This window comes from Streptomyces sp., from assembly GCF_036524955.1.
Classification (GTDB): domain Bacteria; phylum Actinomycetota; class Actinomycetes; order Streptomycetales; family Streptomycetaceae; genus Actinacidiphila.
Genome location: NZ_DATDBG010000178.1, coordinates 23,014 through 35,005 on the forward strand (window position 1 = coordinate 23,014; position 11,992 = coordinate 35,005).

The window sequence follows — 11,992 nt, forward strand, 5'->3', positions numbered from 1 at the left end:
GGTCCGGGCATGCCCACGGAGGGTTCCGCCCCACCCCCGGCGGACGCCCCAGCCCCCGAACAGGGAGGAGTGAGCTGCGATGGTGCAGCAAGCCCCACAGGGTCCGTACGGCCCCCGGCCGGTGGACCGGCAGGTGCCCAGCGAGGAGGCGCGGGACCTGCTCGCGCTCACCCGGGAACTGGTCCGGCGCGAGATCGCGCCCGCGGCGTCCGGCGAGGAGGACGCCGGGCACTTCCCGCGGGAGATCTTCACGACCCTCGGGCAGGCCGGGCTGCTGGGCCTTCCGTACCCCGAGGAGTACGGCGGCGGAGACCAGCCGTACGAGGTGTACCTCCAGGTCCTGGAAGAGCTGGCGGCGGCCCGCCTCACCGTGGGGCTCGGGGTGAGCGTCCACACGCTGGCCTGCCACGCCGTGGCCCGGTTCGGAACCAAGGTGCAGCGCGCCGACCGCCTCCCCGACATGCTGGGCGGGGGCCTGCTGGGCGCGTACTGCCTGTCCGAGCCGACCTCGGGCTCGGACGCGGCCGCCCTGCGGACCAGGGCGGTACGGGACGGCGACACGTGGACCCTGACCGGCACGAAGGCGTGGACCACCCATGGCGGCATCGCCGACTTCTACACGGTGCTGGCCCGCAGCGGCGGCGAGGGGGCGCACGGCGTCTCCGCGTTCCTCGTGCCGGGCGACGCGCCCGGGCTGTCGGCCGCCGCGCCCGAGCGGAAGATGGGCATGAAGGGCTCCCCGACCGCGCAGGTGCACCTCGACGGCGTGACCGTGCCGGACAGCTGCCGGATCGGCGAGGAGGGCCAGGGCTTCGCCATCGCGCTGTCCGCGCTGGACTCCGGACGGCTGGGCGTCGCGGCCTGCGCGATCGGCGTCGCCCAGGCCGCACTGGACGCGGCCCTCGGATACGTGCTGGAGCGGCGGCAGTTCAACCGGCCGGTCGCCGACTTCCAGGGCCTGCGCTTCATGCTCGCCGACATGGCGACCGGGATCGAGGCGGGCCGCGCCCTGTACCTGTCGGCGGCGCGGCTGCGGGACGCGGGACGGCCGTTCTCCCCGCAGGCCGCCATGGCCAAGCTGTTCTGCTCCGACACCGCGATGCGGGTGACCACCGACGCGGTGCAGTTGCTCGGCGGCTACGGCTACACCGCGGACTTCCCGGTGGAGCGGTACATGCGCGAGGCGAAGGTGCTGCAGATCGTGGAGGGCACCAACCAGATCCAGCGGGTGGTGGTCGCCCGCCACCTCGCGGGGCCGGAGTCGCGGGACTGAGCTCCCGGTCGCGCGGACGGTCCCGGTCGCGTGCAGGGCCCTGGCCGCGCGGAAGGCCATGCCCCCGGTCCACCGTTCCCCCGTGCCGGTGCCGCGCCACCCGTGGGCGCGGCTTCCGTCACCGAGGGCCCGGCCGGTACGGCGCGGGCGGGCTCAGGCCGCCAGCCGCCGTGCGGGTACCGGCGGCGCGGGCGTCCGCATCGGCCGTGAGCCGGGGCCGCCCACGTGCGAGAAGGGCTGGGTGCGCCAGTCGAGTCCGGCGGGCAGCGTCAGCAGCACCGCCAGTTCCTGCTCCTGGCCCGGCTCCTGGCCCGGCTCCTCGCCGGGCAGCGGCCGGGCGTCCGCCAGCGGGCGGCCGGAACCGGAGCAGACGGTCAGACCGAACGGGTTCCACGGGGTGGGGCACAGGGCGTGTTCCGGGAGACGGTCCTCGTCCGCGAAGACCGCGATCGGCTGCCCGCAGTCCGGGCAGTACAGCCGTACGACGTCACCGAAGTCGTCGTCGAACGCCTCGTCCGTGTCGTCGGACTCGTCCAGTGGCGCGGAGAGCAGGAACTCGCGTTCGTGCCCCTCCTCGAACGCGGGCTGGGTCCGCTCGCTCCGGCTGTTGCGCACATGGTTTCGCATGATGCGACTCCCCCTTGGGTGGGTGCCCTCCGTCGGGCCGGCCCGGCTTCACGCTCGCGGCCATAGCGAGCACTTCCCGCCGCGCTACGCGTGTAATCCCGCCACCGGAAGCACGCGGACGTGTTCGGTGTGGCCTTCGTCACACACGCGCCATTGCCCCGTGCATGCGCCCCCGATGTGCGCCCACGCACCCCCATGAGTTCCGTGCGGCGGCTTGCGGCGACGCCTCCTAAGGTGCCATCGGGCGAGGCCAGGCGGGTCCTGCACGCCGTAGCCGCCCTGCACGCGCTCGCCGCGCCTGCGCGGGACCACCGCCCCGGTACCGCACGTCTGCGAGGTCCGCACCGTCGTCGCCGACCGGCGGTGGATCGGCCCGGCGTACGGCCGCGACACCGTGGCACCGCATGTCACCTGGATCAAGGACCCGGCCGCCGTGCTGCCGGTGCTGACCCCGCGTCGAAGCCGCTGCCCCGTTCGCGCCGCGCCCGCACCGGGGCCGGCTCTTCGGCGCCGCGCCCGAGCGGGTGCGCGCCACCTGTCCCCGGATGGCCGACTCCTCGCCCTGACCGCCGACGCCGACCCGGCCGGCACCTTCGCCAACGCCTTCCTCCAGCGGCCGCGGCACGGCTGAGCCGCGTCCGCGGGCTGCGGCCTGACGGAAACCTCCCGGGTGCCGGTAAGGTCACCGCTGTGGAGGAGCTGGACCGGCACATCGTGGAACTTCTCGTCGCCGACGGGCGCATGAGCTACACCGACCTGGGCAAGGCCACCGGACTGTCCACGTCGGCGGTGCACCAGCGGGTGCGCCGCCTGGAGCAGCGCGGGGTGATCCGCGGCTACGCGGCGATCATCGACCCCGAGTCGGTGGGCCTCTCCCTCACCGCGTTCATCTCCGTCAAACCGTTCGATCCCAGCGCCCCCGACGACATCGCCGACCGGCTCGCCGAGGTCCCCGAGATCGAGGCGTGCCACAGCGTGGCCGGCGACGAGAACTACATCCTCAAGGTCCGGGTGGCCACCCCCAGCGAGCTGGAACACCTGCTGGGCCGCATCCGCAGCCTGGCCGGCGTCTCGACCCGCACCACGGTGGTGCTCTCCACGGCGTACGAGGCCAGGCCGCCGCGCGTCTGACGGTGCCCACGGGGCGCCGCCCCGTTGCGTTCGACCGCCCCCCGCGCGGGAGAGACTGTTCCCCATGCAGCACACCTCCGGGGCGCGGCCCCTCGACCCGACCGACCAGGCACCGGCCGGCACCGTCCTGCTCCGTGGCGGCTTCGTCCACAGCCCCGCCGATCCCTTCGCGACCGCGATGGTCGTGGACGGCGGCACCGTCGCCTGGGTCGGTTCCGAGGGCGCCGCCGACTCCTTCGCCGACGGTGTCGACACCGTCGTCCACCTCGACGGCGCCCTGGTCACCCCGGCCTTCACCGACGCGCATGTGCACACCACCGCCACCGGGCTCGCCCTCACCGGCCTGGACCTCACCGGCGTCGGATCGCTCGCCGAGGCGCTGGCCCGTACCGCCGCGCACGCCGCCGCCCGCCCCGGTGACCGGGTGCTGCTCGGCCACGGCTGGGACGAGACCGGCTGGCCGGAGCGGCGCCCGCCGTCCCGTACCGAACTGGACCGTGCGACCGGCGGCCGGCCCCTCTACCTGACCCGGACCGACGTGCACTCCGCCGCCGTCAGCACCGCCCTGCTCGACCTCGTCCCCGGCATCGCGGACCAGCCCGGACACCACCCGTCGGGGCCGCTCACCCGCGACGCCCACCACGCGGTACGCCGCGCCGCGTACGACGCCGTCACCCCCGCCCAGCGGGCCGCCGCCCAGCGGGCCGCGCTCCGGCACGCCGCCTCCCACGGCATCGGCGCCGTCCACGAGTGCGGGGGCCCGGAGATCTCCTCCGAGGACGACCTGACCGCGCTGCTCGCCCTGGACGACCCCGGCCCGCGGGTCTTCGGCTACTGGGCGCAGCCCGCCGACACCTGCGCCGATCTGGACCGGCTCCGCGACCTCGGCGCGATCGGCGCGGGCGGCGACCTGTTCGTCGACGGCTCCCTCGGCTCGCACACCGCCTGCCTGCACACGCCCTACGCCGACTCCCCGACCACCGGGACCAGTTACCTCGACGCCGAGACCATCGCCCGCCACCTCACCCTGTGCACCTCGGCCGGCGTCCAGGCGGGCTTCCACGCCATCGGCGACGCGGCGGTCGCGGCGGTCGTGGCCGGTGTGAGGGCCGCAGCCGACGCGGTCGGCCTGGACCGGGTACGGGCGCTGCGGCACCGAGTGGAACACGCCGAGATGATGACCGAGGAGACCATCGCCGCCTTCGCCGAGTTCGGCCTGGTCGCCTCCGTACAGCCCGCGTTCGACGCCGCGTGGGGCGGCGAGGACGGCATGTACGCGCGCCGCCTCGGCGCCGACCGGGCCCGTACGCTCAACCCGTTCGCCGCCATGACCCGCGCCGGGGTGCCGTTGGTGCTCGGCTCGGACAGCCCGGTCACCCCGCTCGACCCGTGGGGCGCCGTGCGGGCCGCGGCCTTCCACCGCACCCCGGAGCACCGGATCTCCGCCCGGGCCGCCTTCAACGCCCACACCCGCGGCGGCTGGCGGGCGATCGGCCGGGACGACGCCGGGATCCTGGTCCCCGGAGCGCCCGCCGACTACGCGGTCTGGAGCGTCGGCGACCTGGTCGTACAGACCCCCGACGAACGCGTCGCGAGGTGGTCCACCGACCCCCGCTCCGGCACACCCGGCCTGCCCGACCTGACCCCGGGCGGCGACCTTCCCACCGCGCTGCGCACGGTCGTCGCCGGTCGCACGGTGTTCGCACGGCCGATCGGGTGAGGGGCGGATGGCGGATGCCGCCGAACGGTACCCCGTGAGCCTGTCCCGGTCGGCCCGAGCACGCCGCACTGACCTGCTGATTTGGTGAAACCCCGCAGGTCAAAGGGGTGTTGACAGTTGCTGGTCGAGGACGAGTAGGTTCGGCAACGTCCACCACAGGACGTCGGACCGGGGGCTCTCCGCGGCTGCGTCGGCCGCGCTGGGCCATGGGGTGTCGCGCCGCACGTGCACGCCGCCACTGGCAGCCAGGTCCAGCGCCCGAACGCGGAACGCGGCTCGGCAGGGGGCTTCTCCGCCCGTGAGGGAACGGAGGGCGAGGGACGCCCGGTCGGCAGGTGTGACCCGGGAAGGGCCCGGACGCCCAGTAGACAACGGCCTTGGCACCGGCCCGCAGCCAGCGGTTCCCCAGGTCGGCCCGAAGGGCTTCCGGGCTCGTTCCCGCGGCCCGTCCGGGCGGGGTCCGGGCTGGGCCCCGGCCGGACGGCGTCCCCGGGGCGGCCGGTTTCCGGGGCTTGTTCCCGCCCCCGGGCAGGCCGGTTTGCGTACCCGTGGCCCGGCCCGCGGCCGTCACGAGGTACCGTCGCCTTCGTCACCTCTCCACCTGCAGGAAGGCCGCGACCGTGCGCCTGCGCCCCGACACCGCCCCCGAGGCGCCCCCTGCCGAGCCCGGCGAGGCCGCGGCGACCGCACCCGGGCCGGCAGCCGTGACCGCGCCGGACCCCGAGGTGAACGGACCCGCCGGACCCGAGCGGCCCGTGCGAGCCTCGCGGCGAGCGAGGTTCGCCGCGACCGTGCGGAAGGCGGCACCCAGGACTGCGGTGGCGGCCCTGTGCGGGCTCGCCCTGACGCTCGCGTTCCCGCCCTTCGACGTGTGGCCGCTGGCGGTCGTCGCGGTCGCCGCGCTGTCGCTGCTGACGCGTGGCCGTACCGTACGGCAGGGCGCCTGGCTGGGGTTCGCCTTCGGGCTGCCGTTCTTCGTCTGGCTGCTGGCCTGGCTGCGGGTGGTCGGCTGGGACGCGGTGGTGGGCCTGTCGGCCATCGAGGCGGCCTTCCTGGCGGGTCTGGGCGCCCTGCTGGTGCTCGGACAGAGGCTGCGGGGGTGGCCGCTGTGGGCGGCCTGCCTGTGGGTCGCCGAGGAACTCGCCCGCGACCGGCTGCCGTTCGGCGGATTCCCGTGGGGGCGGCTGGCGTTCGCCAACACCGGCTCGCCGTACACCCCGCTCGCCGCGCTCGGCGGCGCGCCCCTGGTCACCTTCGCCGTGGCGCTCAGCGGCACCCTGCTCGCCGCGGCGGCCCTCGCGGCCGTACGGCTCGTCAGGGCACCGCGTGCCGAACCCCGCACCCCGCGTGCCGCGCTGCCCGGCGCCGGCGCCCTGGCGCTGTCCACCGCCGTACTCGGCGCCGGGCTGCTGGTGCCGGTGCCCACCGGCGCGGACGACCACGTACGGATCGCCGTCGTGCAGGGCAACGTCCAGCAGCCCGGCATGCACTTCCTCGGCCGCCCGATGATGATCCTCGACAACCACGTCGAGGCCACCCTGAAGCTCGCCGCGGACATCCGGGCGGGCCGGGTGCCCAGGCCCGACCTGGTGCTCTGGCCGGAGAACTCCTCCGACCTCGATCCGTTCTCGAACCCGGCCGCGTACCAGCGGATCTCCCGGGCCGTGGCGGCGGTCGGCGTGCCGGTCCTGGTCGGCGCCCTGGTGGACGGGCCCGACGCGGACCACGTACAGAACGAGGGGATCGTCTGGGACCCGGCGAGCGGCCCTGGCGCGCACTACACCAAGCAGCACCCGGTGCCGTTCGGCGAGTACGTGCCGTTCCGCAGGGAGCTCACCAGGGTCATTCACCGCCTGGAAGAGATCCCGCGCGACTTCTACCCCGGCAAGGGCACCGGCGTGCTGCAGATCGGCCCGGCCCGGCTCGGCGACGTGATCTGCTTCGAGGTCGCGTACGACGGCATCGTGCGGGACACGGTGAAGGCGGGCGCGCGGGCCATCGTCGTACAGACCAACAACGCCACGTACGGCCGCACCGGCCAGCCCGAGCAGCAGCTCGCCATGTCCCGGCTGCGCGCGATCGAACACGGCCGGGCCGTGGTCACCGCCGCGACCAGCGGAATCAGCGCGATCGTCGCCCCGGATGGGAAGATCGAGCAGCGCACCAAGGAGTTCACCGAACGGGTGCTCAGCGCCGACCTGCCACTGCGCGACAAGATCACCGTGGCCGACCGCGTCGGTGCGGTTCCGGAGTGGACCCTCGCTATCGTGGGGCTCCTGTCCTGCGCGGTGGCCATCGCGCTCGGCAGGCGCGACCGCGTACGCACGGGGAAAGGGCAAAGGCACCAGTGAACGACGGTGAACAGCGGACCTTCGGACCGCTCGGCAAGGTTCTGGTCATCATCCCGACCTACAACGAGGCCGAGAACATCAAGCCGATCGTCCAGCGGGTACGGGACTCGGTGCCCGACGCGCACCTCCTGATCGCCGACGACAACAGCCCGGACGGCACCGGCAAGCTCGCCGACGAACTGTCGCAGACCGACGAGTACGTGCACGTACTGCACCGCCACGGCAAGGAAGGGCTCGGCGCCGCCTACCTGGCCGGCTTCCGGTGGGGCATCGACCAGGGCTTCGGCGTGCTGGTCGAGATGGACGCGGACGGGTCCCACCAGCCGGAGGAGCTGCCCCGGCTGCTCACCGCGCTCAAGAACGCCGACCTGGTGCTCGGCTCCCGCTGGATTCCCGGCGGCAGGGTGGTCAACTGGCCCAAGTCCCGCGAGATCCTGTCCCGCGGCGGCAGCACGTACTCCCGGCTGCTGCTCGACGTGCCGATCCGCGACGTCACCGGCGGCTACCGGGCCTTCCGCAAGGAGACCCTGCAGGGCCTGGGCATGACCGAGGTCGCCTCGGCCGGGTACTGCTTCCAGGTCGACCTCGCCTGGCGCGCCACCAAGGCCGGGTTCCACGTGGTGGAGGTGCCGATCACCTTCGTGGAGCGGGAGCGCGGCGACAGCAAGATGAGCCGCAACATCGTCGTGGAGGCGCTGTGGCGGGTCACCGCGTGGGGCGTGGGCGCGCGGGTGGGCAAGCTGGTCGGCAGGGACTGAGCAGGGGGTACGGGGTCCGCGGTCGTCCACAGGGTTCTGCGGGCACCGACCCGGTCTTTACCTGTTTTTTGGCACACTTGACGGTATGACGACGAGTTCACCGCCCCCCGTTCGCCCCCGCCCGGTCCCGCAGCCACGCCGACGCTCGCGCGCCCGTACCGCGGTGCCGCTGGTGATCGCGGCCTGGGCGGTGCTGGAGATCTGGCTGATGACGGTCGTGGCCGGGGCGACCAGCGGGTTCACCGTGCTGCTGCTCCTGCTCGCCGGGTTCGTGCTGGGCGCGGCGGCGGTGAAGCGGGCCGGGCGCAGCGCGTGGCGCAACCTCGCGGCCTCCGTCCAGCAGCCCGGCGCGCCGACGACCCCTCCCGCGGGCGGCGGTCGCACCGGTCTGGCCATGCTCGGCGGCCTGCTCCTGATCATCCCGGGCTTCGTCTCCGACGGGCTCGCCCTGCTGCTGCTCTTCCCGCCGACCCGCAACCTCATCGGGGTCGTCGCCGAGCGGGCCGCGGCCCGCGCCCTCGCCAGGCACCCCAGCCCGGACCCGGGCTCCCTCAACGACCTCTTCCAGCAGGCCCGCGAGGCCGAATCCCGGTCCCGCATACACCGCCCCGACGGCAAGGTCGTCCAGGGCGAGGTCATAGACCGCGACGAGCGGTAGCGCCGTCGCGGCACGGGGTGCGTGGACCACGGCCTGCCCGAACACGGCCGGTGTACGCGAACACGGTCGGCGTCACGTGAACCGCCGTGCACCCGGGCCGCCGCGCAGACGAAACGCCCGGTGCGGGAGCGGATCGCGCTCCCTCACCGGGCGGGAAGTGTCAGCGGCCCCCGTCGTCGCGGGCCGGGGGCCTGGGGTCAGGCGCTCTTTCGGTTGTCGCGCGGGTGCACCGCGATGTTCATCGCCCCGGAGCGCAGGACGGCCAGCCGCTCGGCCAGCACCTCCTCGAGCTCTTCCAGCGTGCGCCGCTCCATCAGCATGTCCCAGTGCGTACGCGCGGGCTTGGTGGTCTTCTCCTCGGGGCCCTCTCCGTCCACCAGCAGGGCGGTCTGGCCGCAGGCGCGGCACTCCCACTCCGGCGGAATCTCGGCCTCAACCGAGAACGGCATCTCAAAGCGATGGCCGTTCCGGCATGCGTACTCCACGGTCTGGCGCGGGGCCAGATCGATGCCGCGGTCGGTCTCGTAGCTGGTGGCCCCGAGTCGCGTGCCGCGGAGAGCTCGCTCACTCATGAATCGTGCCTCCCGGGCTTGGTCGCCCACAGGACAGGTGTCGCTGTCGTCGTCATCCGGTCAACGTCCGGTCGGCGGTGAAGATTCCCGTTTAGGGACATGCGTCGCCCGTCGTGTCGCCCCTGTTTCTACCCACCGGTGCCCGCTTTGTCACATCTGGACGGAGATGTCACCCGGTGTTGTCAGATCTTTTGCGCGCAGTAACGGTCAGGCTGCGGGGCCAACCGCGTACACTACCGGTCCACACCGCCTCCGGCTAAATCGTGTCCTGGGAGGGCTGACGCCCGAGCTCCTGGAGTGGGCGGCCGAGGGACGAGGCTGGCCGCGGAGGGAGTGAGCAGGAAGTCCGACCGGGGACGCCGCAGGGCTGACGCCCGAGCTCCTGGAGTGGGCGGCCGAGGGACGAGGCCGGCCGCGGAGGGAGTGAGCAGGAGGACCGACCACACTGCTCCGGGTTCGGTTCCCGCGCTTCCCGGCGCAACACCCCGGAACCGGCCACGACCCGCCCGCGCGCCGGCCCGACGGGGTCGTCCGGCAGTGCCAGGACCCGCAGGAAGAACTGCGCGAGCGGTCCGATCGCCAGCGCGTACAGCACGGTGCCGGGCCCGACCCCGCCGCCCAGCGCGTAGCCCGCCGCCAGCACCGACAGTTCGATCCCGGTGCGGATCAGCCGCAGTGAGCGGCCGGTCCTGCGGTGCAGCCCGGTCATCAGGCCGTCGCGCGGCCCCGGGCCGAAGCGGGCGGTGATGTAGAGGCCGGTCGCAAGGCCGTTCAGCAGCACGCCGGTCACCAGCAGCGGTACGCGGTAGGCGAGCGCCTGGTGGTGGGGGACCAGGGCCAGCGTCGCGTCGATCGTGGCGCCGACGAGCACGACGTTGGAGACCGTGCCCAGCCCCGGCCGCTGCCGGATCGGCCACCACAGCAGCAGTACCGCCGCGCCGACGACAATGGAGACGACGCCGATGCTGACACCGCTGTGCCGGGCCAGACCCTGGTGGAGCACGTCCCACGGATCGAGGCCGAGCGCGGCGCGGATCACCAGCGCGTCGCTCGCGCCGTACAGCGCCAGACCGGCGTACAGGCGGACGAGGCGGCGGTACGGCACCGGGCGCGGCGGCCGGAACACCGGCCGGTGCGGCAGTGGACGGAGCGGGAACAACGGAACCCCCCCTGGCGGTCGAGTGAGTGGGCATGTCACTCTGTGGCCTGTAAGGGCTTCGGTTCCACGGCCAATCTGCGAAAGGTGGACTGAGTTCCATGTCCCAGTGGACCGCGTCGGTGAGTGCGGCGCATCTGGCCCGGCTCCTCGAACCGCGACCGCAGGCCGGCAACGGGCGGAAGCTTCCCGCGTACCGGGGACTCGCCGACGGGATACGGCTGCTGGTGCTCGAAGGGAGGGTCCAGGTCGCCGCGCGGCTCCCGGCGGAACGCGAACTCGCGCTCGCGCTCGGCGTGAGCAGGACGACGGTCGCGGCGGCGTACGAGGCGCTGCGCGCGGAGGGGTTCGCGCGGTCCCGGCGCGGCGCGGGCAGCTGGACCGCGATCCCCGAGGGCCACGCACTGCCCTCGCGCAGCCTGCAGCCGCTGCCGCCGGACGCGGCCGGCTCCGTCATCGACCTCGGCAACGCGGCGCTGCCCGCCCCCGAACCGTGGCTCACCCGCGCCATGGAGGGGGCGCTCGCCGAACTGCCCGCGTACGCGGCCACGCACGGCGACTTCCCCGCGGGCCTGCCCGTGCTGCGCGAGGCCATCGCCGACCGCTACACCGCACGCGGCGTGCCGACCATGCCCGAGCAGATCATGGTCACCACCGGCGCGATGGGCGCGATCGGCGCGGCGGCGCGGCGGCTGGTCGGCCTCGGGGAGCGGGTCGCCGTCGAATCGCCCAGCTACGCCAACGTGCTGGAGCTGTTCCGCGAGACCGGTTCCCGGCTGGTCCCGGTCGCGCTCCGGGAGGACCTGGGCGGCTGGGACATGGACGCGTGGCGGCGCGTGCTGCGGGACGCGGCGCCCCGGATGGCGTACGTGATGCCCGACTACCACAATCCGACCGGCACGCTGGTCGGCGACGACCAGCGGCGGGACCTGGTCGAGGCGGCGCGCGCCGCCGGGACGGTCGTGGTCGCCGACGAGACGATGGCCGAGCTCACCCTGGACGGGGAGGAGCCGGGGGTACGGCCGATGGCCGCGTTCGACCGCGGTGGCACGGTGATGACGGTCGGCTCGGCGAGCAAGGCGGTGTGGGCGGGGCTGCGGATCGGCTGGGTGCGCACCACCCCCGACGTGGTACGGCGGCTGGTCTCGGCCCGCGCCTATCTCGACCTCGGTTCGCCCGTGGTCGACCAGCTCGCCGTGGCCTGGCTGCTGCGGGGCGGCGGCTGGGAGCAGGCCCTGACGGCGCGCCGCCGCCGGGCCCGCGAGTGCCGCGACGACCTTGCGGCGGGGCTGCGTTCCCACACCCCCGACTGGGAGTTCACGGTGCCCCGCGGTGGCATGACCATGTGGGTTCGCACGGCCGACCTCTCCGGGTCCCGCCTCGCCGTGACCGGTGAACGGCTGGGCGTCCGGGTGCCCTCCGGCCCGCGCTTCGGTGTGGACGGCGCGTTCGAGTCCTTCATCCGCGTCCCCTTCACCGTCAGCGGCCCGGCGGCGGCGGAGGCGGCGGCCCGCCTGGCCCAGGCGGCGGATCTCGTACGGTCCGGTGGCGGCGCCGAGGGCGAGGGCTCGGGTCTCTTCGTGGCGTAGCGATACCCGGTCGGGTGCGCGGCGACGGTTGCGGCGGTGCGGTGAGTCCGGGCGCCGCCGGGCCGCGCCGATCACTCCCCGCCGCGGCGGAACCGGGTGGCCGCACGCCGCTTCCGTGAGCTCCGGGCCGTCCCGCCGGACACGCCGGACACGGGAC

Annotated in this window: 10 protein-coding genes and 1 pseudogene; 8 read left to right on the forward strand and 3 right to left on the reverse strand. The window is 74.3% G+C overall.

Going from position 1 to position 11,992, the window contains the following annotated elements; all coding sequences use genetic code 11:
* Window positions 1-79: 79 nt before the first annotated feature.
* Window positions 80-1,273, forward strand: a complete 1,194-nt coding sequence (locus VIW71_RS14495; protein WP_331622638.1) for an acyl-CoA dehydrogenase family protein — start codon at window positions 80-82, stop codon at window positions 1,271-1,273.
* 153 nt (window positions 1,274-1,426) lie between these two features.
* On the opposite strand, the gene VIW71_RS14500 is transcribed toward VIW71_RS14495, so the two are convergent.
* A complete protein-coding gene (locus tag VIW71_RS14500; RefSeq protein WP_331622639.1) occupies window positions 1,427-1,900 on the reverse strand; it encodes a hypothetical protein in 474 nt (157 codons plus the stop codon).
* A 394-nt stretch (window positions 1,901-2,294) separates the two neighbouring features.
* On the opposite strand from VIW71_RS14500, the gene VIW71_RS14505 reads away from it, so the two are divergent.
* From VIW71_RS14505 to fxsA, 6 genes are all read left to right on the forward strand, one after another.
* Window positions 2,295-2,531 carry a hypothetical protein gene (locus VIW71_RS14505; protein ID WP_331622640.1) on the forward strand — a complete coding sequence of 79 codons (237 nt, stop codon included), beginning with the start codon at window positions 2,295-2,297 and terminating at the stop codon, window positions 2,529-2,531.
* A 59-nt stretch (window positions 2,532-2,590) separates the two neighbouring features.
* Window positions 2,591-3,031: an Lrp/AsnC family transcriptional regulator gene (locus VIW71_RS14510; protein WP_331622641.1), complete on the forward strand. Its 441-nt coding sequence runs from the start codon at window positions 2,591-2,593 to the stop codon at window positions 3,029-3,031.
* Window positions 3,032-3,095: 64 nt separating this feature from the next.
* Window positions 3,096-4,751 (forward strand): amidohydrolase, encoded by a 1,656-nt coding sequence (locus VIW71_RS14515; RefSeq protein WP_331622642.1) that lies wholly within the window; start codon window positions 3,096-3,098, stop codon window positions 4,749-4,751.
* Window positions 4,752-5,371: 620 nt separating this feature from the next.
* On the forward strand, window positions 5,372-7,102 hold the full coding sequence (lnt, locus tag VIW71_RS14520; RefSeq protein WP_414720747.1) for an apolipoprotein N-acyltransferase: 1,731 nt from the start codon (window positions 5,372-5,374) through the stop codon (window positions 7,100-7,102).
* A complete protein-coding gene (locus VIW71_RS14525) occupies window positions 7,099-7,860 on the forward strand; it encodes a polyprenol monophosphomannose synthase (RefSeq protein WP_331622643.1) in 762 nt (253 codons plus the stop codon). Before lnt ends, VIW71_RS14525 begins: the two co-directional genes overlap by 4 nt.
* A gap of 85 nt (window positions 7,861-7,945) precedes the next feature.
* A complete protein-coding gene (gene fxsA, locus VIW71_RS14530; RefSeq protein WP_331622644.1) occupies window positions 7,946-8,518 on the forward strand; it encodes an FxsA family membrane protein in 573 nt (190 codons plus the stop codon).
* A gap of 197 nt (window positions 8,519-8,715) precedes the next feature.
* Here fxsA and VIW71_RS14535 read toward each other — a convergent pair whose 3' ends face one another.
* Both VIW71_RS14535 and VIW71_RS14540 read right to left on the reverse strand, forming a co-directional pair.
* Complete coding sequence (locus tag VIW71_RS14535) at window positions 8,716-9,090, reverse strand: RNA polymerase-binding protein RbpA (protein WP_093713023.1); 375 nt, start codon at window positions 9,088-9,090, stop codon at window positions 8,716-8,718.
* Window positions 9,091-9,604: 514 nt separating this feature from the next.
* Window positions 9,605-10,216 (reverse strand): annotated as a pseudogene (locus VIW71_RS14540) (YczE/YyaS/YitT family protein); the annotation flags it as partial.
* A 131-nt stretch (window positions 10,217-10,347) separates the two neighbouring features.
* Between VIW71_RS14540 and VIW71_RS14545 the strand changes: the two are divergent.
* The gene (locus tag VIW71_RS14545; RefSeq protein ID WP_331622645.1) at window positions 10,348-11,835 is read left to right on the forward strand and encodes a PLP-dependent aminotransferase family protein; all 1,488 of its coding nucleotides are present in this window, start codon (window positions 10,348-10,350) and stop codon (window positions 11,833-11,835) included.
* Window positions 11,836-11,992 lie beyond the last annotated feature (157 nt).